Source organism: Enterobacter sp. A8 (assembly GCF_004296595.1).
In the GTDB taxonomy this organism is placed as follows: Bacteria; Pseudomonadota; Gammaproteobacteria; order Enterobacterales; family Enterobacteriaceae; genus Enterobacter; species Enterobacter cloacae.
This window is the reverse complement of sequence record NZ_SCMF01000001.1, coordinates 1,459,910-1,480,901: the sequence shown is the minus strand read 5'-3', so window position 1 is coordinate 1,480,901 and position 20,992 is coordinate 1,459,910. Positions and strand designations below refer to the sequence as shown.

The 20,992-nt window shown below is 54.9% G+C and carries 25 protein-coding genes; 20 read left to right on the top strand and 5 right to left on the bottom strand.

The window, feature by feature from the left end:
* The first annotated feature begins 28 nt into the window (after positions 1–28).
* From EQV24_RS06940 to hisP, 12 genes are all read left to right on the top strand, one after another.
* A complete protein-coding gene (locus EQV24_RS06940; protein ID WP_013098139.1) occupies positions 29–688 on the top strand; it encodes a DedA family protein in 660 nt (219 codons plus the stop codon).
* A gap of 154 nt (positions 689–842) precedes the next feature.
* A complete protein-coding gene (gene accD, locus EQV24_RS06935; protein ID WP_013098138.1) occupies positions 843–1,748 on the top strand; it encodes an acetyl-CoA carboxylase, carboxyltransferase subunit beta in 906 nt (301 codons plus the stop codon).
* A 70-nt stretch (positions 1,749–1,818) separates the two neighbouring features.
* Complete coding sequence (gene folC, locus EQV24_RS06930; RefSeq protein WP_114518873.1) at positions 1,819–3,087, top strand: bifunctional tetrahydrofolate synthase/dihydrofolate synthase; 1,269 nt, start codon at positions 1,819–1,821, stop codon at positions 3,085–3,087.
* Positions 3,077–3,754, top strand: a complete 678-nt coding sequence (gene dedD, locus EQV24_RS06925; protein WP_130626359.1) for a cell division protein DedD — start codon at positions 3,077–3,079, stop codon at positions 3,752–3,754. The genes folC and dedD overlap by 11 nt, the downstream gene beginning before the upstream one ends.
* Before the next feature lie 213 nt (positions 3,755–3,967).
* Positions 3,968–4,456: a colicin V production protein gene (gene cvpA, locus EQV24_RS06920; RefSeq protein ID WP_000262116.1), complete on the top strand. Its 489-nt coding sequence runs from the start codon at positions 3,968–3,970 to the stop codon at positions 4,454–4,456.
* Positions 4,457–4,492: 36 nt separating this feature from the next.
* Positions 4,493–6,010: an amidophosphoribosyltransferase gene (gene purF / locus EQV24_RS06915; RefSeq protein WP_014832786.1), complete on the top strand. Its 1,518-nt coding sequence runs from the start codon at positions 4,493–4,495 to the stop codon at positions 6,008–6,010.
* Between the two features lie 90 nt (positions 6,011–6,100).
* Positions 6,101–6,670: a UbiX family flavin prenyltransferase gene (locus tag EQV24_RS06910; RefSeq protein ID WP_013098133.1), complete on the top strand. Its 570-nt coding sequence runs from the start codon at positions 6,101–6,103 to the stop codon at positions 6,668–6,670.
* Between the two features lie 290 nt (positions 6,671–6,960).
* On the top strand, positions 6,961–7,743 hold the full coding sequence (argT, locus tag EQV24_RS06905; RefSeq protein ID WP_013098132.1) for a lysine/arginine/ornithine ABC transporter substrate-binding protein ArgT: 783 nt from the start codon (positions 6,961–6,963) through the stop codon (positions 7,741–7,743).
* Between the two features lie 226 nt (positions 7,744–7,969).
* The gene (hisJ, locus tag EQV24_RS06900; RefSeq protein WP_008502592.1) at positions 7,970–8,752 is read left to right on the top strand and encodes a histidine ABC transporter substrate-binding protein HisJ; all 783 of its coding nucleotides are present in this window, start codon (positions 7,970–7,972) and stop codon (positions 8,750–8,752) included.
* An 87-nt stretch (positions 8,753–8,839) separates the two neighbouring features.
* Positions 8,840–9,526, top strand: coding sequence for a histidine ABC transporter permease HisQ (locus EQV24_RS06895; RefSeq protein ID WP_013098131.1), 687 nt, complete (start codon positions 8,840–8,842; stop codon positions 9,524–9,526).
* The gene (locus EQV24_RS06890) at positions 9,523–10,239 is read left to right on the top strand and encodes an ABC transporter permease (RefSeq protein WP_008502590.1); all 717 of its coding nucleotides are present in this window, start codon (positions 9,523–9,525) and stop codon (positions 10,237–10,239) included. Before EQV24_RS06895 ends, EQV24_RS06890 begins: the two co-directional genes overlap by 4 nt.
* A gap of 8 nt (positions 10,240–10,247) precedes the next feature.
* Positions 10,248–11,021: a histidine ABC transporter ATP-binding protein HisP gene (gene hisP / locus EQV24_RS06885; RefSeq protein WP_020690627.1), complete on the top strand. Its 774-nt coding sequence runs from the start codon at positions 10,248–10,250 to the stop codon at positions 11,019–11,021.
* 130 nt (positions 11,022–11,151) lie between these two features.
* Here hisP and EQV24_RS06880 read toward each other — a convergent pair whose 3' ends face one another.
* The 4 genes from EQV24_RS06880 to yfcG form a co-directional block, all read right to left on the bottom strand.
* Complete coding sequence (locus tag EQV24_RS06880) at positions 11,152–11,661, bottom strand: GNAT family N-acetyltransferase (protein WP_130626358.1); 510 nt, start codon at positions 11,659–11,661, stop codon at positions 11,152–11,154.
* A 44-nt stretch (positions 11,662–11,705) separates the two neighbouring features.
* A complete protein-coding gene (locus EQV24_RS06875; RefSeq protein ID WP_130626357.1) occupies positions 11,706–12,599 on the bottom strand; it encodes a TIGR01777 family oxidoreductase in 894 nt (297 codons plus the stop codon).
* A 13-nt stretch (positions 12,600–12,612) separates the two neighbouring features.
* Positions 12,613–12,981 (bottom strand): dihydroneopterin triphosphate 2'-epimerase, encoded by a 369-nt coding sequence (gene folX, locus EQV24_RS06870; RefSeq protein ID WP_013098127.1) that lies wholly within the window; start codon positions 12,979–12,981, stop codon positions 12,613–12,615.
* 75 nt (positions 12,982–13,056) lie between these two features.
* On the bottom strand, positions 13,057–13,686 hold the full coding sequence (yfcG, locus tag EQV24_RS06865; protein ID WP_023621684.1) for a GSH-dependent disulfide bond oxidoreductase: 630 nt from the start codon (positions 13,684–13,686) through the stop codon (positions 13,057–13,059).
* A 140-nt stretch (positions 13,687–13,826) separates the two neighbouring features.
* On the opposite strand from yfcG, the gene yfcF reads away from it, so the two are divergent.
* From yfcF to yfcD, 3 genes are read left to right on the top strand one after another with little or no spacing between them, the layout of a single operon-like run.
* Positions 13,827–14,471: a glutathione transferase gene (gene yfcF, locus EQV24_RS06860; protein WP_013098125.1), complete on the top strand. Its 645-nt coding sequence runs from the start codon at positions 13,827–13,829 to the stop codon at positions 14,469–14,471.
* A 56-nt stretch (positions 14,472–14,527) separates the two neighbouring features.
* On the top strand, positions 14,528–15,079 hold the full coding sequence (yfcE, locus tag EQV24_RS06855) for a phosphodiesterase (protein WP_013098124.1): 552 nt from the start codon (positions 14,528–14,530) through the stop codon (positions 15,077–15,079).
* A 55-nt stretch (positions 15,080–15,134) separates the two neighbouring features.
* Positions 15,135–15,689 (top strand): NUDIX hydrolase YfcD, encoded by a 555-nt coding sequence (gene yfcD, locus EQV24_RS06850; protein WP_013098123.1) that lies wholly within the window; start codon positions 15,135–15,137, stop codon positions 15,687–15,689.
* Positions 15,690–15,692: 3 nt separating this feature from the next.
* On the opposite strand, the gene EQV24_RS06845 is transcribed toward yfcD, so the two are convergent.
* Positions 15,693–16,712, bottom strand: coding sequence for a LacI family DNA-binding transcriptional regulator (locus EQV24_RS06845; protein ID WP_013098122.1), 1,020 nt, complete (start codon positions 16,710–16,712; stop codon positions 15,693–15,695).
* 235 nt (positions 16,713–16,947) lie between these two features.
* On the opposite strand from EQV24_RS06845, the gene EQV24_RS06840 reads away from it, so the two are divergent.
* The 5 genes from EQV24_RS06840 to EQV24_RS06820 all read left to right on the top strand — a co-directional run bounded on the left by EQV24_RS06840 (position 16,948) and on the right by EQV24_RS06820 (position 20,931).
* Entirely contained in the window at positions 16,948–17,391 is a 444-nt protein-coding gene (locus EQV24_RS06840) for a PTS sugar transporter subunit IIA (protein WP_038984395.1), read from the top strand.
* Between the two features lie 81 nt (positions 17,392–17,472).
* Positions 17,473–17,745, top strand: coding sequence for a PTS sugar transporter subunit IIB (locus EQV24_RS06835; protein WP_013098120.1), 273 nt, complete (start codon positions 17,473–17,475; stop codon positions 17,743–17,745).
* Positions 17,746–17,766: 21 nt separating this feature from the next.
* Entirely contained in the window at positions 17,767–19,158 is a 1,392-nt protein-coding gene (locus EQV24_RS06830; protein WP_023622509.1) for a PTS ascorbate transporter subunit IIC, read from the top strand.
* The gene (locus EQV24_RS06825; RefSeq protein WP_023622510.1) at positions 19,155–19,985 is read left to right on the top strand and encodes a transketolase; all 831 of its coding nucleotides are present in this window, start codon (positions 19,155–19,157) and stop codon (positions 19,983–19,985) included. Before EQV24_RS06830 ends, EQV24_RS06825 begins: the two co-directional genes overlap by 4 nt.
* Positions 19,978–20,931 carry a transketolase family protein gene (locus EQV24_RS06820; protein WP_102751975.1) on the top strand — a complete coding sequence of 318 codons (954 nt, stop codon included), beginning with the start codon at positions 19,978–19,980 and terminating at the stop codon, positions 20,929–20,931. The genes EQV24_RS06825 and EQV24_RS06820 overlap by 8 nt, the downstream gene beginning before the upstream one ends.
* Positions 20,932–20,992 lie beyond the last annotated feature (61 nt).

Genomic DNA, 20,992 nt, shown 5'->3' with positions numbered 1-20,992 from the left:
ACAAAGGTGCAATTAAGGCTTAGACAATATGGACGTAATACGTTTTCTGATTGATTTCATTCTGCATATTGATGTTCACCTAGCGGAGCTGGTCGCGCAGTATGGCGTCTGGGTGTATGCCATTCTGTTCCTCATTCTGTTCTGTGAAACCGGTCTGGTAGTCACGCCGTTTCTACCGGGGGATTCGCTGCTGTTCGTCGCGGGGGCGTTATCTGCGCTGCCTGGCAACGATTTGAATGTGCACATAATGGTGGTGCTGATGGTGATCGCCGCAATTGTCGGTGACGCGGTCAACTACACCATTGGACGGGTCTTCGGTGAGCGCTTATTCAGCAATCCGGACTCAAAAATATTCCGTCGTAGCTATTTAGATAAAACCCATGCGTTTTATGAGCGCCACGGTGGAAAAACTATTATCCTTGCGCGTTTTGTGCCTATTGTGCGTACATTTGCGCCATTTGTGGCGGGAATGGGGCACATGTCCTATCGTCATTTTGCGGCATACAACGTCATTGGCGCGCTGCTGTGGGTGCTGCTCTTTACCTATGCAGGCTACCTGTTTGGCGATCTCCCTGTAGTTCAGGAAAACCTTAAGTTACTGATTGTAGCGATTATTGTGCTTTCTGTTTTACCGGGTGTTATCGAAATTATTCGTCACAAGCGCGCGGCAGCAAAGCAAGCGAAGTAAATGCACGCAGGCGGTTCGACCACTTTTTTATCCAAAGTTTCGGGCTGTTATGTTTTAATGTGCAACATTCATGGTCTGTTGGAGGCAAAAATGGCATTATTCGCCTCTTACAGCAAAACTGGCATACGACCAGGTTCAGGCAGAAAGGTTATCAATGAGCTGGATTGAACGAATTAAAAGCAACATTACCCCAACGCGTAAAGCGAGCATTCCTGAAGGGGTATGGACGAAGTGTGATAGCTGTGGTCAGGTTCTGTATCGCGCAGAGCTGGAACGCAATCTTGAGGTGTGTCCGAAGTGTGACCACCACATGCGCATGACGGCGCGTAATCGCCTGCACAGCCTGCTGGACGAAGGTTCTCTGGTAGAACTGGGTAGCGAGCTTGAGCCAAAAGATGTGCTCAAGTTCCGTGATTCCAAAAAATATAAAGATCGCCTGGCCTCTGCACAGAAAGAGACCGGCGAGAAAGACGCGCTGGTCGTGATGAAAGGCACCCTGCACGAGATGCCGGTAGTGGCCGCCGCGTTTGAGTTCTCCTTCATGGGTGGCTCAATGGGTTCCGTGGTCGGTGCGCGCTTTGTGCGTGCTGTTGAGCAGGCGCTGGAAGACAACTGCCCGCTGATCTGCTTCTCCGCCTCTGGCGGTGCACGTATGCAAGAAGCGCTGATGTCCCTGATGCAGATGGCGAAAACCTCTGCTGCGCTGGCTAAAATGCAGGAGCGCGGTCTGCCGTACATCTCTGTACTGACCGACCCAACCATGGGTGGCGTTTCTGCAAGCTTTGCGATGCTGGGCGATCTGAACATCGCTGAGCCAAAAGCGCTGATCGGCTTTGCTGGTCCTCGCGTTATCGAGCAGACCGTACGTGAAAAACTGCCGCCGGGCTTCCAGCGCAGTGAGTTCCTCATTGAGAAAGGCGCGATTGACATGATCGTCCGCCGCCCGGAAATGCGCCTGAAACTGGCGAGCATCCTGGCGAAGCTGATGAATCTGCCGGCGCCGAACCCGGATGAGCCGCGCGAAGGCGTGGTAGTACCGGATCAGGAACCCGAGGCCTGATAACTGAAAAGGGCAGGGCCGGTTGGCGCTGCCCTTTTGCTTTATAAACTGTTAATGACAACCGGGCATCATGGAAAATAAAAGCATTCCCCAAGCCACGTCGCCCCTGGCCACGTGGCTTTCTTATCTGGAAAACCTGCACAGTAAAACCATTGATATGGGGCTTGAACGCGTAAGCCAGGTTGCTGCGCGTCTCGATGTGCTGAAACCTGCGCCGTTTGTTTTTACCGTCGCCGGAACCAACGGTAAAGGCACCACCTGCCGTACGCTTGAAGCTGTCCTGATGGCTGCCGGTTACAAGGTTGGTGTCTACAGCTCTCCGCACCTGGTACGTTATACCGAGCGGGTTCGCATGCAAAACAGCGAACTGCCAGAGTCTGCGCATACGGCGTCGTTCGCAGAAATTGAAGCGGCGCGCGGTGAGATTTCATTAACCTATTTCGAATACGGCACTCTGTCGGCGCTGTGGCTGTTTAAACAGGCGCAGCTGGACGTGGTGATTCTGGAAGTGGGCCTCGGCGGGCGTCTGGATGCCACCAATATGGTGGATGCCGATGTGGCGGTGGTCACCAGCATTGCCCTGGATCATACCGACTGGCTCGGCCCCGATCGCGAAAGTATTGGCCGTGAGAAGGCCGGTATTTTCCGCACGAATAAGCCCGCGGTGGTTGGCGAGCCGGATATGCCGCACACCATTGCCGACGTGGCGAAAGAGAAGGGCGCTCACCTGCTGCGCCGGGGTGTGGACTGGCAGTATGAGGTTCAGAACAACGGCTGGCGCTATCGCGATGCGCAGGGAACGCTGGAGAATCTGCCCCTGCCGCAGGTACCGCAACCTAATGCCGCCACCGCCCTGGCGGCACTGCGCGCAAGCGGGCTGGCGGTGAGCGAACAGGCCATCCGCGACGGTATTCAGAATGCGATTCTGCCCGGGCGTTTTCAGATTGTCAGCGACGCTCCGCGGCTGATACTGGATGTCGCACATAACCCGCATGCTGCGGCGTATCTCGCCGCGCGTCTCAAATCGTTACCAAAAACCGGGCGCGTGCTGGCGGTTATCGGTATGCTTCATGATAAAGATATCGGCGGTACGCTGGCCTGCATGGAGAGTGTGGTCGATAGCTGGTATTGTGCTCCTCTGGAGGGGCCGCGCGGTGCGACGGCCGAGCAGTTGCTGGAACATCTCGGCAAAGGCGCAATCTACAATAGCGTGGCTCAGGCCTGGCAAGCTGCGATGGCGGATGCTAAACCAGAAGATACCGTGCTGGTGTGTGGTTCGTTCCACACGGTGGCACATGTCATGGAAGTGATGGACGCGGGGAGAACCGGTGGCGAGTAAGTTTCAGAACCGTTTAACAGGAACCATTGTGCTGGTCGCGCTCGGGGTGATTATCCTCCCGGGTCTGCTCGACGGGCAGAAAAAGCATTACCAGGATGAATTTGCAGCCATTCCGCTGGTGCCGAAGCCGGGCGATCGCGACGAACCGGATATGCTGCCTGCGGCGACCCAGGCGCTGCCTGCTCAGCCGCCGGAAGGGGCGGCTGAAGAAGTGCGTGCCGGGGATGCGGCCGCGCCGTCCCTCGATCCGTCTCGTCTGGCGGCGAATAACAACATCGAAATCGATCCGGTGCCGGTAGAGCAGCCGAAGCCGGTGGAAAAAACACAGCCGAAACCGCAGCGGGATAAAGCAGCAGAACAGCTGGCCGCGGCTTCAGAGACGCCGCCTGCGGCAAAACCGGCCCAGCAAGAGGCTGCACCGACGGGGAAAGCCTACGTTGTGCAGTTGGGTGCGCTGAAAAATGCCGATAAGGTCAATGAGGTAGTGGGTAAGCTGCGCAGTGCGGGTTATCGCGTTTACACTTCACCTTCCACGCCGGTGCAGGGTAAAATCACCCGTATCCTTGTGGGGCCAGAAGCGTCTAAGGATAAGCTCAAAGGCTCGCTCGGTGAGCTGAAGCAGATCTCTGGCCTGAGCGGTGTGGTGATGAACTACAGCGCCAATTGATAAGGTTCCCCTCACCCCGGCCCTCTTCTCAAAGGGGAGAGGGTGAGGGGGAGTGGCAGACGTCCAAAGAGACGTAATAAGCCAACGGCGTTGAACATTTTTTCAGCGCCTTTTTTATTTACGCGCGGGAAGGAAATCCCTACGCAAACGTTTTCTTTTTCTGTTAGAATTCGCCCCGAACTGGATGACAGGGCGTTAAATCGTGGGACACATATGGTCTGGATTGATTACGCCATCATTGCGGTGATTGGTTTTTCCTGTCTGGTTAGCCTGATCCGTGGCTTTGTTCGTGAAGCGTTATCGCTGGTGACTTGGGGTTGTGCTTTCTTTGTTGCCAGTCATTACTACACTTACCTGTCTGTCTGGTTCACGGGCTTTGAAGATGAACTGGTCCGAAATGGAATCGCCATCGCGGTGCTGTTTATCGCGACGCTGATTGTCGGCGCTATCGTGAATTACGTGATAGGTCAGCTGGTCGAGAAAACCGGTCTGTCAGGAACGGACAGGGTGCTCGGGATCTGTTTCGGGGCATTACGAGGCGTGCTGATTGTGGCCGCGATACTGTTCTTCCTGGATACCTTTACCGGGTTCTCCAAAAGCGAAGACTGGCAGAAATCGCAGCTCATTCCAGAGTTCAGCTTCATCATCAGGTGGTTCTTTGACTATCTGCAAAGCTCGTCGAGTTTCTTGCCCAGAGCGTAACCCGCTCTGAGATGTGGCTTAACGAGGAAAAGACGAATGTGCGGTATTGTCGGTATCGCCGGTTTCATGCCGGTAAACCAGTCGATTTATGACGCGTTAACGGTGCTTCAGCACCGTGGGCAGGATGCTGCGGGTATCATCACCATTGATGCAAACAACTGCTTCCGTTTACGTAAGGCGAATGGCCTGGTAAACGATGTGTTTGAAGCCCGCCATATGCAGCGTCTGCAAGGTAATATGGGGATCGGTCACGTTCGTTATCCTACTGCTGGCAGTTCCAGCGCCTCTGAGGCACAGCCTTTCTACGTCAACTCACCGTATGGCATCACGCTTGCTCACAACGGCAACCTGACCAACGCGCATGAGCTGCGTAAAAAGCTGTTTGAAGAGAAACGTCGCCACATTAACACCACCTCTGATTCAGAAATCCTGCTCAACGTGTTCGCGAGCGAGCTGGATAACTTCCGCCACTATCCGCTGGAAGCAGACAATATCTTTGCCGCCGTTGCTGCGACAAACCGCCAGATCCGCGGTGCCTACGCCTGCGTGGCGATGATTATCGGTCACGGAATGGTCGCCTTCCGCGATCCAAACGGTATCCGCCCGCTGGTGCTCGGCAAGCGTGACCTGGGTGATGGCCGTACCGAATATATGGTTGCCTCTGAAAGCGTGGCGCTGGACACCCTGGGCTTCGAATTCCTGCGTGATGTAGCTCCTGGCGAAGCGGTCTATATCACTGAGAAGGGCCAACTGTTTACCCGCCAGTGTGCAGACAACCCGGTCAGCAACCCATGCCTGTTCGAATACGTGTATTTCGCCCGTCCGGACTCGTTTATCGATAAGATCTCCGTCTACAGCGCCCGCGTGAACATGGGAACCAAGCTGGGTGAGAAGATTGCCCGCGAGTGGGACGATCTGGACATCGACGTGGTCATTCCTATCCCGGAAACGTCCTGCGATATCGCGCTGGAAATCGCCCGCATTCTGGATAAGCCATACCGTCAGGGCTTCGTGAAGAACCGCTACGTTGGCCGTACCTTTATCATGCCGGGTCAGCAGCTGCGCCGTAAGTCCGTGCGTCGTAAACTGAACGCTAACCGTGCTGAGTTCCGCGACAAGAACGTGCTGCTAGTGGATGACTCCATTGTACGTGGCACCACCTCAGAGCAGATTATCGAGATGGCGCGTGAAGCCGGTGCGAAGAAAGTGTATCTGGCCTCTGCGGCGCCAGAGATTCGCTTCCCGAACGTGTATGGCATTGATATGCCTACCGCGAACGAGCTGATTGCCCACGGCCGTGAAGTGGACGAGATTCGCCAGATCATCGGTGCCGATGGCCTGATTTTCCAGGATCTGAACGATCTTATCGACGCGGTGCGCGCCGAGAACCCGGATATTCAGCAGTTTGAATGTTCCGTGTTTAACGGGGTTTACGTCACCAAAGATGTTGATCAGCAGTATCTGGACTATCTCGATTCGCTGCGCAACGACGATGCGAAAGCCGTCCAGCTGCAAAACGATCTCGAAAGCTTAGAGATGCACAACGAAGGTTAATTGTGCAGGCAAGTGAGGGCCTTCGCCCTCACTTGCAACTCCCCGCAAAATCCTGCACAGTCTGCCCTGAAATCAGTAAGGGCGAAAATCATGAAACGACTCATTGTTGGGCTTAGCGGCGCCAGTGGCGCGATCTACGGCGTGCGTCTGCTGCAGGTGCTGCGTGACGTGGCGGAAGTCGAAACCCATCTGGTGATGAGCCAGGCGGCGCGTCAGACTCTCTCCCTCGAAACCGATCTCTCCCTGCGCGATGTCCAGGCGCTGGCGGATGTCGTACACGATGCCCGCGATATCGCTGCCAGCATCTCCTCCGGCTCGTTTAAAACCGCGGGCATGGTGATATTGCCATGTTCAATTAAGACCCTCTCCGGCATCGTTAACAGCTATACCGACACGCTGGTGACGCGTGCGGCGGACGTGGTGCTGAAGGAGCGTCGTCCTCTGGTGCTTTGTGTGCGCGAAACGCCGCTGCATCTGGGGCATCTGCGTTTAATGACCCAGGCCGCTGAACTGGGCGCGGTGATCATGCCGCCGGTGCCGGCGTTTTATCATCGTCCGGCCTCGCTCGATGACGTGATTAATCAGACTGTGAACCGCGTGCTGGATCAGTTTGATATCCACCTGCCCGAAGACCTCTTCACCCGCTGGCAGGGCGCCTGATTCTGTGCACAAACAGCGTGCATGAACAGAGACGATGCCCTGTTTCAGGGCAAAATTGCAACGGCGATCATATCCTCGACATTTAATTCGTTTTTTCCCTTTTTCTCTTTCCGGTTCGTTCGGCAGACCTGCTATCTTTCACCATTAAGGCAATATCGCAACGTTTTATTAACATATTTAACGTCGAAGTTTTGACCCGACGGCAATGTGGCATAAGACCTGCAAGAGAAGCCTGCAACACAACACACAACACAATACATAATAAAATCACGGTACTTGAGGGTAAATGTATGAAGAAGACGGTTCTGGCTCTGTCTTTGCTGGTGGGGTTAAGTGCAGCAGCAGGTAGCTATGCAGCGCTTCCACAGACAGTGCGTATCGGTACAGACGCAACCTACGCGCCATTCTCTTCCAAGGATGCGAAAGGCGATTTCGTAGGGTTTGATATCGATCTGGGTAATGAGATGTGCAAACGCATTGCGGTGAAATGCACATGGGTGGGCAGCGACTTTGACGCGTTAATTCCGTCGCTCAAAGCCAAGAAAATCGACGCCATTATCTCTTCTCTTTCCATCACCGAAAAACGTCAGCAGGAGATTGCCTTCTCTGACAAGCTCTACGCCGCGGATTCCCGTCTGATTGCGGCAAAAGGCTCCCCCATTCAGCCAACCATTGACTCCCTGAAAGGCAAGCATGTCGGCGTGCTGCAGGGGTCGACTCAGGAAGGTTATGCCAATGCAAACTGGCGTGAGAAGGGCGTTGACGTGGTGGCTTACCAGAACCAGGATCTGATTTATTCTGACCTGGCGGCCGGTCGTCTGGATGCGGCATTCCAGGATGAGGTTGCCGCAAGTGAAGGCTTCCTGAAACAGCCGGCAGGTAAAGACTACGCCTTTGCTGGCCCGTCCGTGAAAGACAAAAAATACTTTGGTGACGGCACCGGTATTGGCCTGCGTAAAGATGATACCGAGCTGAAAGCCGCCTTCGACAAAGCGTTTGCAGAACTGCGCAAAGACGGTACCTACGACAAACTGGCGAAGAAATACTTCGACTTCAACGTCTACGGTGATTGATACTCGATGATGGTGCACTGTTCTGGTGCATTGCGGGTGTGATTGATCCAATATGGTGCGTTTCGTGCACCGTATTGGATCGCTGTGTGCATACTTACGCATTTATCATGCAAAAAATCTCGCCTGAAAGGCATTAATCTTTGCCTGATGGCGTGGATTGATGGCACATTAGCACCACCCCGTCGTCGTAAAAATCACGTAAGAAGACAGTTTGTTGAGGACAGATATGAAAAAACTCGTGTTGTCGTTATCTCTGGTGCTGGCCTTTTCCAGCGCTACCGCGGCGTTCGCAGCAATTCCGCAGAAAATCCGTATTGGTACCGACCCTACCTATGCCCCGTTCGAATCTAAGAATTCGAAGGGTGAACTGGTCGGTTTTGACATTGATCTGGCCAATGAGCTGTGCAAACGCATCAAAGCGCAGTGTACCTACGTCGAGAACCCGCTGGATGCACTGATCCCATCGCTGAAAGCCAAAAAAATCGACGTTATCATGTCCTCGCTTTCCATCACTGAAAAACGTCAGCAGGAGATTGCCTTCACCGACAAACTCTATGCGGCAGATTCTCGTCTGGTGGTGGCTAAATCGTCTGATATCCAGCCTACCCTTGAATCACTGAAAGGCAAACGCGTGGGCGTGCTGCAGGGCACTACCCAGGAAACCTACGGTAATGAACACTGGGCACCGAAGGGGATTGAAATCGTCTCTTATCAGGGCCAGGAAAATATCTACGCTGATCTGACGGCAGGCCGTATCGACGCCGCTTTCCAGGATGAAGTCGCCGCGAGCGAAGGCTTCCTGAAGACGCCGGTAGGTAAAGATTACAAATTTGGCGGCCCATCCATTAAAGATGTGAAGTTGTTTGGTGTCGGCACCGGTATGGGTCTGCGTAAAGAAGACAACGAGCTGCGCGAAGCGCTGAACAAAGCATTCGCTGAAATGCGCGCGGATGGCACGTACGACAAACTGGCGAAAAAGTACTTCGATTTTAATGTTTACGGCGGCTAATCGCCCCGTCAAATAACGTGCGGCCCCTCCCGCTCAGGGAGGGGATAAGACACGGTCCATCACTCACGATACGACAGGGCTCGCGGTATGCTGTACGGATTTTCTGGCGTTATTTTACAGGGCGCGCTTGTCACCCTTGAGCTGGCTATCAGCTCCGTGGTGCTGGCGGTGCTGATAGGTCTGGCAGGCGCAGGGGCGAAGCTTTCGGCAAACAAACCGCTGGCGCTGATTTTTGAAGGTTATACCACGCTGATTCGCGGCGTTCCCGATCTGGTGCTGATGCTGCTTATCTTTTACGGGCTGCAGATCGCGCTTAACAGCGTGACGGACGCCATGGGAATGGGACAGATCGATATCGACCCGATGGTGGCCGGTATTATCACTCTCGGTTTTATCTACGGCGCGTACTTTACCGAAACTTTCCGCGGCGCTTATATGGCGGTACCGAAAGGACACATAGAAGCGGCGACCGCCTACGGTTTTACCTCCTCCCAGACGTTTCGCCGGATTATGTTCCCGGCCATGATGCGCTACGCGCTTCCGGGCATTGGCAACAACTGGCAGGTTATCCTCAAGGCCACGGCGCTGGTCTCTCTGCTGGGTCTGGAAGATGTGGTAAAGGCCACGCAGCTTGCCGGTAAAAGTACCTGGGAGCCGTTCTACTTTGCGGTGGTGTGTGGCGTGATCTATCTGGTCTTTACGACCGTCTCCAATGGTGTGCTGCTTCTGCTCGAACGTCGCTACTCCGTGGGTGTGAAGAGGGCTGACCTGTGATTGAGATTATTCAGGAATACTGGAAATCGCTGCTGTGGACGGACGGCTATCGCTTCACCGGCGTGGCCATTACGCTGTGGCTGCTGATCTCTTCGGTGGTGATGGGTGGCATTCTGGCGGTGTTTCTTGCCATTGGCCGCGTGTCGAACAATAAATTTATTCAGTTCCCGATCTGGCTGTTTACCTACGTATTCCGTGGTACACCGCTTTACGTACAGCTGCTGGTGTTCTATTCGGGCATGTATACGCTGGAGATTGTGAAAGGCACCGAGATGCTGAACGCCTTCTTCCGCAGCGGCCTGAACTGTACGGTGCTGGCGTTGACGCTCAACACCTGCGCCTACACCACCGAGATTTTCGCCGGGGCCATCCGCTCCGTTCCTTACGGAGAAATCGAAGCGGCGCGCGCGTACGGCTTCTCGTCGGTGAAACTGTACCGCTGCATTATTCTGCCGTCGGCGCTGCGTATCGCATTGCCAGCCTACAGTAACGAAGTGATTTTAATGCTCCACTCCACCGCGCTGGCCTTTACCGCCACGGTGCCCGACCTGCTTAAAATCGCCCGCGATATTAACTCTGCGACCTATCAGCCGTTTACCGCGTTTGGCATTGCGGCAGTGCTCTATTTGATTATTTCATACGTCCTGATTAGCCTGTTCCGTAAGGCAGAAAAGCGCTGGTTGCAGCATATAAAACCCTCTTCGACGCACTGAGAATGATGATGGCTGAGAACAAATTAAACGTAATTGATTTGCACAAACGCTACGGCGAACATGAAGTGCTGAAAGGGGTGTCGCTGCAGGCAAATGCAGGCGACGTGATCAGTATTATCGGATCATCCGGCTCGGGGAAAAGTACCTTCCTGCGCTGCATCAACTTCCTCGAAAAGCCGAGTGAAGGCTCAATTGTGGTGAGCGGGCAGAATATCAATCTGACCCGGGATAAAGACGGCCAGCTGAAGGTGGCAGATAAGAACCAGCTGCGCCTGCTGCGCACGCGACTGACAATGGTTTTCCAGCACTTCAACCTCTGGAGCCACATGACGGTGCTGGAGAACGTGATGGAAGCGCCGGTTCAGGTGCTGGGTTTAAGCAAGCAGGAGGCCCGTGAGCGCGCGGTGAAATACCTGGCGAAAGTGGGTATCGATGAGCGACAGCAGATAAAGTACCCGGTGCATCTCTCTGGTGGTCAGCAGCAGCGTGTCTCTATCGCCCGCGCGCTGGCGATGGAGCCTGAAGTATTGCTGTTCGACGAACCGACCTCAGCACTTGACCCGGAACTGGTTGGCGAAGTACTGCGCATCATGCAAAAGCTGGCGGAAGAGGGTAAAACCATGGTCGTAGTAACGCACGAGATGGGCTTTGCCCGCAACGTCTCGAACCACGTGATCTTCCTGCATCAGGGGAAAATCGAAGAGCAGGGACATCCGGATGAGGTGCTGGCGAATCCGCAAAGCCCGCGTTTGCAGCAGTTCCTGAAGGGCTCTTTGAAGTAGGTTTTGCCTTTCTCCCTCTCCCCCTGGGAGAGGGCCGCAGTGCAGCCCAATCGCCCGGTGGCGCTTCGCTTACCGGGCCTACAGGCTGGGTTTTCTCCCTCTCCTGTGGGAGAGGGCCGGGGTGAGGGCATCAGACCGCACCGCACTCCAGCCGATACACCCAGTCGTCATACCGTACGCCGTCAATCTCGTACGCCTTCTCCAGCACCTGCGTACGCACAAACCCCGCTTTCTCCAGCACCCGCACCGACCCGCCGTTGTCCGCCAGTACGTAGGCGTTAATCGCTTTCACGCCGGTCTGGTTAAACGCATACTCACATACCGCCCGCAACGCCTCACTGGCGATACCTTTCCCCTGTGCAGCAGGCACAACCGTATAGCCAATATCAGCCTCTTCACGATTCTCTGGGCTGATCTGCAGGCCGATATCGCCCAGCGGCGTGTCATCATCATGAAAACGAATCACAAAAACGTGCGCCGCCGTTAAGCGCGCAGCAAATACGCGCCGGGTCTCATTTTCCGGCGCGATGGCGGCCATGTAACGCATGATATTGCGATCTTCCCGCAACGAGCGGAAGAAGGCCCAGTCAGTGGGTTCGAAAGGGGTGAGGTGAAGCCGGGGTGTGGTGATGGTTGCCATTGTTACGCCATTTCATCGGGACATGGCGTACAAATGTAACATATTCATCCCACCACATCCCTCAACGCCTCTTCTAAGTCATACCAGCGAAACGCAAACCCGGCCGCTTCGAGTCGTTTAGGCTGCGCGCGCTGCCCGCCCAACACCAGCACAGACGCTTCACCCATCATCAGGCGAATCACCGTTGCGGGCACGCGTAAAATCGCCGGGCGATGCAGAGCATGGCCCAGCGCGTGGGCAAACTGCTCGTTACGCACCGGGTACGGCGCAACCATATTGAACGGCCCACGCAGATCGTTATCCAGCAGCCAGAGAATGCCGTTGACCATATCGTCGATGTGGATCCACGGCAGATACTGACGGCCATTACCGATGGGGCCGCCCAGTCCGAGCCGGAACGGAGGAAGCATTTTCGCCAGAATGCCGCCTTTCGGCGCGAGAACGACGCCGGTACGCAGCAGGCACACGCGGGTATTATCGCTCTGGGCAGCACAGGCAATACGTTCCCACTGGGCGCAGAGCTTATGGGTAAACTCGTTGTGCGGCGGCTCTTCTTCGGTCACGACCACCTCACCGAGATCGCCGTAATAGCCTACCGCAGAACCGGAAATCAGTACCGATGGCGGGGTATGGCTGTTACGGATGAGCTCGACCAGCTTTTCGGTGATGTTCCAGCGGCTGCTGCATAACAGCTGTTTTTGCTCTTCCGTCCAGCGTTTGTCGGCGATGGGTTCACCGGCCAGGTTGATGACGGCGTCAAAGCCGTCCAGATTCTGCCGGTCAGCCAGATTTTTCCAGATGTCGATACCGGCACCCAGCACCTGGCGCGCTTTCTCAGGGCTGCGCGTTACCACGGTAATGTCGTGATGTAACGCCTGCAGGCGCGCAATGAGATGACGGCCAATCAGGCCTGTACCGCCGGTCAGCAGAATCTTCATACAACCTCCAGGTTTACGCCCGGCGCTGCCAGCTTAACGTCATGGAGACGGAGTCGGCATAACGCAGGGCGTGAAGTTTATCGATCTCTACTTCAGCATAAGTGACCCAGTGATGTTCGCGTGCGATGTCGAGCACATCCTGAGTTAATTTTTCCAGCAGAGAGAAGCGGTTATTTTCCACGTACTGAATGATGCTTTTCGTAATCGTGCGATAGTTCAGCGCGTCATTGATATCTTCACTGCCTCTCGCCTTGTCTGCCGGATAGTGGATAACCACATTAATCACGATATCCTGACGGTTGGCGATCTCCTCGTCTTTGATACCGATAAAAGTACGTAAGCGTAAATTTTTTATACGAATAATAGCGTCATGCTGCGACATTGCAGGTCTTCTCCGTGTCAGTATTTCCTCCCCATAATACATGAGAGCCTGACACGCGCCCAACCGGGCGCAGGCCTAAATCTCCTGGATTTTTTTCATCGCACGCTCGGTCGCCGGGCGGGTGCGGATACGTTCAAACCAGTTGTTAACCGCCGGGTAAGAGGCTAAATCAATACGGTGACGTTCATGGGTATTCACCCACGGCCAGCAGGCGATATCGGCGATACTGTAATGATCGCCCCCGAGCCACGGTGATTTCTCCAGCCGACGGTTCAGTACGCCGTACAGCCGCTGCGTTTCCACCTGATAGCGCTCTATCGCATACGGGATGGGTTGTGGCGCGTAAGCGGTAAAGTGGTGGTTCTGCCCCAGCATTGGGCCCAGGCCGCTTGTCTGCCAGAACAGCCACTGTAGCGTGTGGTGACGCTCGCGCAGTTCCCCGCTCAGCAGTTTGCCGGTTTTCTCCGCCAGATAGAGCAAAATCTCCCCGGATTCAAACAGGCTCAACGGTTTGCCGCCATCAGCTGGCAGGTTATCGATGATGGCCGGGATTTTGTTGTTCGGTGAGATGGCCAGAAAGAGAGGCCTGAACTGATCGCCTTTGCTGATATCCACGCGGATGATCCTGTATTCCAGCTCGGCTTCTTCAAGAAAGAGGGTGATCTTATGGCCGTTTGGAGTAGGGGCGTAATAAAGGTCGATCATTCTCAACTCCTGTCAGTGTGAAGTGTAATGCCATGACCAATCAGTATAGGTGGTTGTGCAAAATCGTGAGTTTTCATCAAGTGACAGCGGCGTAAAGAGACTATATGTTGAGGGAATATCGATCAGCCGATGAGGATGTTATGAACCAGCCTGTAATCACGTTGTGGTCCGATGCCCAATTCTTTTCACCCTATGTCATGAGCGTGTACGTGGCGCTGGCGGAAAAAGGGCTGTCATTTAGCCTGAAAACCGTTGATCTGGACGGCGGTGAACATCTGAAACCGCAGTGGCAGGGTTACGATCTGACCCGGCGCGTGCCGGTACTGGACATTGATGGTTTCGCCCTGAGCGAATCGTCTGCGATCGATGAATACCTGGAAGATCGGTTCGCGCCACCAGAGTGGGAGCGTATTTATCCTCACGATCTGCAAAAGCGGGCCCGGGCACGGCAAATCCAGGCGTGGCTACGCAGCGATTTGGTGCCGATTCGCGTTGAACGCTCCACGGATGTGGTATTTGCGGGTGTGAAAAAGCCCGCCCTGAGTACTGAGGGGGCGCAGAGCGCGCAAAAGCTGATTGACACCGCCACCTCGCTGCTGGCCCACGGTAACCCGAACCTGTTTGGCGAATGGTGTATTGCCGATACCGACCTGGCGCTGATGCTGAACCGCTTGATCCTTAACGGCGATGACGTTCCCCAGCTGCTGGTGGATTACGCCACTTTCCAGTGGCAACGTGCGTCGGTGCAGCGCTATGTGGCACTCTCCGCTAAGCGCGTCGGCTGATAAGCCCTGGCGCTTAAGGTATGATAAGGGCAGTCTGTTTTTCTGAGGAGTGACTGATGAAACTGATGTTTGCGTCGGATATCCATGGATCGCTGCCCGCGACCGAGCGCGTTCTTTCCCTGTTCGCACAAAGTGGGGCGCAGTGGCTGGTTATTCTGGGTGACGTGTTGAACCATGGCCCACGTAACGCATTGCCGGAAGGCTATGCCCCTGCGCAGGTGGCGGAAAAACTCAACCCCTATGCCTCGCGCATTATTGCCGTGCGCGGTAACTGCGACAGCGAAGTGGACCAGATGCTGCTGCACTTCCCCATGACCGCTCCGTGGCAACAGGTGCTGCTGGAAAAATGCCGTCTGTTCCTCACCCATGGTCATCTTTTTAGCCCGGATAATCTCCCGGCGCTGGCCGCTGGCGATGTCCTGGTTTACGGCCATACTCATATTCCGGTAGCAGAAAAACGCGGGGAGATTTATCACTTCAACCCAGGTTCGGTCAGCATCCCGAAAGGCGGATACCCGGCGAGCTATGGCATGCTTGATGAGCATACGTTAAGCGTTATCGCACTTAATGATCAGCAAGTTATTGCACAGGTAGCGATTAATCCGTAAGTTACACCTCAACTGTAAACGCGCCGTAAGAGCGCTTAGACGAGAAGGTTTCCCGATGGTGGAGCAGAGTCATTTGGCAAGTACAGAGTGGGTTGACATTGTCAACGAAGAGAATGAAGTGATCGCGCAGGCCAGCCGCGAACAAATGCGCGCTGAACGCCTGCGTCATCGTGCGACGTATATTGTTGTTCATGACGGCATGGGCAAAATTTTGGTTCAACGCCGCACGGACACCAAAGATTTTCTCCCTGGTATGCTGGATGCCACTGCGGGCGGTGTCGTTCAGGCGGATGAGGTCCTGCTGGATTCCGCACGCCGTGAAGCGGAAGAAGAGTTAGGCATTGCGGGCGTACCGTTTGCCGAACATGGGCAGTTCTATTTTGAAGACGAACATTGCCGCGTCTGGGGCGGGCTGTTTAGCTGCGTTTCCCACGGGCCGTTCGCCCTGCAGGAAGAAGAAGTGAGCGAAGTGAGCTGGATGACGCCGGAAGAGATCACCGCGCGTTGTGACGAGTTCACGCCGGATTCGTTAAAAGCGCTGGCGCTGTGGATGACCCGCAACGCCAAGAACGAATCGACCAAATCTGAGAAAGAAGAAGAGGCCGAATAAGCTTTAGCAGCTCTCCCTCAGACACAGACTGGATGCGATGGGTTTCTGATCGCGCCAGTCTCCGTCATTCAGACGTTCCAGCAATGCACGTCCCGCTTCAATACCAATCTTACGATGGGGTACTGCCATCGTCGTCAGCGGCGGCTGACAGACACGGCTGACGTCGCTGTCGCCAAACCCGACCACGGCCAGATCGTCCGGCACCTTGATACGCCTGCGCTGGCACTCGTACAGCGCGCCACAGGCCAGTTCATCTGAGACGCAAACCAGCGCATCCAGCTCCGGCCACGCCAGCAGAAATTCAGGAAGTTGTGCGGCCCCCGTCGAAAAGCTCGGCGGCATGGCGGCGTTAATCACCCGGTTAGGCGACATATGGTGGCGCAGCATCGCTTTGTACCAGCCCTGCAAATGCTGCTGGAAAATCCACTGCTCCTGGTTGGCACACAGCAGGCCGATGTTCTGGTAGCCGCGTTTGATGACCATTTCCGTAAGTTCATACATGGCCGCGACGTTATCAATCCCGATATTCATATCGATAGGATCGGCGCGCATGGCGCCCATCTCCATCACCGGAATCGAGGCGTTTTTTAGCCAGTGACGCACGGTGTCAGTATGTTCAACACTGAGCAAAATCGCTGCAGCGATATTTGACGCCAGCAGCGTTTCCAGCAATTTCTCTTCCTGTTCAAGACGATGCTGGGATTCGGCCAGCATGATCTGATAGCCGGCGGGCTGTAACACCTGCTGGAGCCCGGCGAACATTTCTGAACAACCGGCTTCGGAAAGATTGGGGACGACCATCGCAATCGTCCATGACGAGGCCGAAGCCAGCGCACTGGCTGCAAGATTGGGCATATAGCCTAACTCTTGTACCGCGGCTTCTATTTTTTCTCGCAGTTTATCGGAAACCTGTTCAGGCGTGCGAAGAGCACGGGACACGGTCATTGTGCCCACACCGGCAAGCTGTGCGACATCGGCAAGTGTCACTTTACCGGTACTGCGCCGTTTTCGGGTTAGAGACATACACCTTCCTGCTGACAGGACGCCACTCATTTCATCCTTCGCTTCACGTGACAGGCAGTATACGCCTTAAATCCCTTTTTTTGCTGTGATTTCGCGCCAGGATGTTAATTTGATAGCGCTATCACACTTCTGAATGTTAGATCTTGGTAGCGCTATCTTTGTGATCCTGATCGCAGCCAATTCGTTATGCGTTGAATAAAGTTTGTTCATCTTTAGCGCGATGTCGGGAGGGGAAATGCTCAAAAAGTGGATATATGATACAACCATCACGCTGCAGGATAGCGTTGAGAGTTGGCGGCAGGCGCTGGAGATATGCGCGAAACCGTTGCTGGAGCTGCAGGTCATTGCGCCGGAATACGTGACGGCCATTATTGAGCAGCACCACACTTTAGGACCCTATTATGTGCTGGCACCAGGGCTGGCCATGCCGCATGCGCGGCCGGAAGAGGGGGCAAAAGGACTGGGCCTCTCATTATTAAAACTCAGGAAGGGCGTTTCATTCGGTGCAGGCGAATTTGATCCCGTCGATGTGATCGTTATGCTGGCAGCACCGGATAAACACAGCCATATAGAAATGATCTCCGCGCTGGCTGAATTATTTTCAAGCGATGAGGATATGGCGGAATTACATCAGGCGAATACCCTGGAGGAAATTAAAACGATAATCGACCGCTTCTGATTTAATTATTTAATCCGACTCGTCACACACATTACGCGCAAGCGTGATGGGACATACTCTACGCAAAAAAAGGGGACAACAATGAAAATCATGGCTATATGCGGTTCTGGCCTGGGCAGTAGTTTTATGGTCGAAATGAATATTAAAAAAGTGCTTAAGAAGCTGGACATTGACGCCGAGGTTGAGCATTCCGATCTCTCTTCAGCCACGCCCGGTGCGGCCGATCTTTTCGTGATGGCGAAAGATATTGCCTCCAGCGCCAGCGTGCCGGAAAACCAGCTGGTGGTGATCAACAACATCATCGATATCAACGAACTTGAAGCGCAGCTGCGTGCCTGGTTCGAAAGACAATAACCCTGATAAGGCGAGGTGGATATGTTTATCCTTGAAACGCTGAATTTCGTTGTCGATATTTTAAAAGTCCCTTCCGTGCTGGTGGGCCTGATTGCCTTAATTGGTCTCGTTGCGCAGAAAAAAGCCTTTTCTGACGTTGTAAAAGGGACCATTAAAACTATTCTCGGGTTTATTGTGCTGGGTGGTGGCGCCACCGTGCTGGTGGGGTCTTTAAATCCATTAGGCGGTATGTTTGAACACGCCTTTAATATCCAGGGCATTATTCCCAATAATGAAGCGATTGTTTCCATTGCGCTGGAAAAATATGGGGCCTCGACTGCGCTGATTATGGCGTTTGGGATGGTGGCCAATATTCTCGTCGCCCGCTTTACCCGTCTGAAGTATATCTTCCTGACCGGACACCACACGTTCTACATGGCGTGCATGATTGGGGTGATCCTCACGGTTGCGGGCTTTGAAGGGGTAGGGCTGGTCTTTACGGGGTCGCTGATCCTCGGGCTGGTCATGGCCTTCTTCCCGGCGATTGCGCAGCGTTACATGAAGCGCATTACTGGCAACGATGATATTGCTTTCGGCCATTTCGGCACTCTGGGCTACGTGCTGTCCGGCTGGATTGGCAGCAAGGTCGGCAAAGGTTCACGTTCAACCGAAGAGATGAACCTGCCGAAGAACCTGAGCTTCCTGCGTGACAGCTCGATCTCCATCTCTCTGACCATGATGATTATCTACCTGATCATGGCGGTGAGCGCCGGGCGTGAATACGTCGAGGCGACCTTCAGCGGCGGTCAGAACTACCTGGTCTACGCCATTATCATGGCAATCACCTTCGCCGCTGGGGTGTTTATCATCCTGCAGGGTGTACGCCTGATCCTGGCAGAAATCGTCCCGGCCTTTACCGGCTTCTCAGAAAAACTGGTGCCCAATGCGCGTCCGGCCCTGGACTGCCCGGTGGTCTATCCGTATGCGCCCAACGCGGTGCTGATTGGCTTCCTGTTCAGCTTCCTCGGGGGGATCGTGGGGTTAATTATCTGCGGCCAGTTTAACTGGGTGCTGATCCTGCCGGGCGTGGTGCCGCACTTCTTCACCGGCGCAACCGCGGGCGTGTTTGGTAACGCCACCGGTGGACGTCGCGGGGCAATGATTGGCGCCTTTGCCAACGGGCTCTTAATCACCTTCCTGCCGGTGCTGCTGCTGCCAGTACTGGGAGCCATTGGCTTTGCCAATACCACTTTCTCGGACGCTGACTTCGGCGCCGTCGGGATTGTGCTTGGCAACCTGGCGCGCTTCCTGTCACCACTGGCCATCACCGGGCTTGTCGTTGCGTTGTTCGCGCTGCTGGTGGCGTACAACGTGTTCGCGAAAAACAAATCTGCGGGTGGTAATGCGCAGGAAAACACCGGAGCCAAATCATGAATGAGAATGAGATAACCGAACTCGCGCGTCAAATTCGACTCGAGACCCTGAAATCGCTGACGCAGCTGGGATTTGGTCACTACGGCGGCAGTATGTCGGTCGTCGAAACCCTGGCCGTACTGTACGGTGCGGTAATGAAAATTGACCCGGCAGACCCGGACTGGCCAGAACGAGACTACTTTGTCCTGTCGAAGGGCCATGCGGGACCGGCCCTGTACAGTACGCTGGCGATTAAGGGCTATTTCCCGATGGAAGAGCTGAGCACGCTTAACCAGAACGGCACACGCCTGCCAAGCCATCCGGACCGGCTAAAAACACGCGGTGTGGATGCCACGACCGGTTCGCTTGGCCAGGGGATCTCCATCGCGGGGGGCATGGCGCTGTCGCACAAGCTGGCCGGGCGGTCAAATCGGGTCTTTTGCATCGTCGGTGACGGCGAGCTGAACGAAGGGCAGTGCTGGGAAGCGTTCCAGTTTATTGCCCACCATCGTCTTAACAACCTGACGGTGTTTGTGGACTGGAATAAACAACAGCTTGATGGCGAGCTGGATGAGATCATCTGCGCGTTCGATCTGGAAGGGAAATTCCGCGCCTTTGGTTTTGACGTGGTGACGGTGAAAGGAGATGACATCCCGACACTGCTGAAGGTCACCGCACCGGTTCCGCCAGCGGATGCGCGTCCGCGGGTGGTGATCCTCGACAGCATCAAAGGACAGGGAGTGGCGTATCTGGAACAGCTGGGTAACTCGCACCATCTGCGATTGACCCCGGAGAGCAAAGCGGCCCTCGACGAGGCGATCCGCCAGCTGGAGGTAACTCATGATTAAGGTTGCACCTGCAGGACAGAAAGATGCCATAGAGATGCGTAAGATCTACGCGGGCTTTGTGGCAAAACAGATTGAAGCCGGGAGCGAGATCATCGCCCTGGAAGCGGATCTGATGAGCTCAATGGCGATGGACGGCGTGGCGCGCGATTATCCGCAACATGTGATCAACTGCGGCATTATGGAGGCCAACGTGATCGGTACCGCGGCCGGGCTGTCACTCACCGGCCGCAAGCCGTTTGTTCATACCTTTACCGCGTTTGCCAGCCGTCGCTGCTTCGACCAGCTGTTTATGTCCCTGGACTACCAGCGTAATAACGTGAAGGTTATTGCCTCGGATGCGGGCGTGACGGCCTGCCACAACGGCGGGACGCATATGTCGTTCGAGGATATGGGCATTGTGCGCGGTCTGGCGCATTCGGTAGTGCTGGAGGTGACTGACGCGGTGATGTTTGAAGACATACTGCGCCAGCTTATCGACCTCGACGGGTTCTACTGGGTACGTACTATCCGTAAGCAGGCGCCAAGCGTGTATGCCCCGGGTTCAACGTTTACCATCGGCAAAGGCAATGTGCTGCGCGAAGGAAGCGACATTACCCTGATTGCCAACGGCATTATGGTGGCCGAAGCGCTGGAAGCGGCCCGTCAGCTTGAGCAGGAGGGCGTTAACGCGGCAGTGATAGACATGTTTACCCTGAAGCCCATCGACCGGATGCTGGTGAAAAACTACGCCGAGAAAACCGGGCGGATCGTGACCTGTGAAAACCACAGCATTCACAACGGGCTGGGCTCGGCGGTGGCGGAAGTGCTGGTGGAGACCTGCCCGGTGCCGATGCGTCGGGTGGGGGTGAAGGAGCGTTATGGCCAGGTAGGGACGCAGGACTTCCTGCAGAAGGAGTATGGCCTGACGGCGCATGACATCGTTTCAGCGGCGCGAGAGTTGCTGTAAATAAAAAAGGCGACCGTGGGGTCGCCTTTTTGTTGCCCGGTGGCGCTAGCGCTTACCGGGC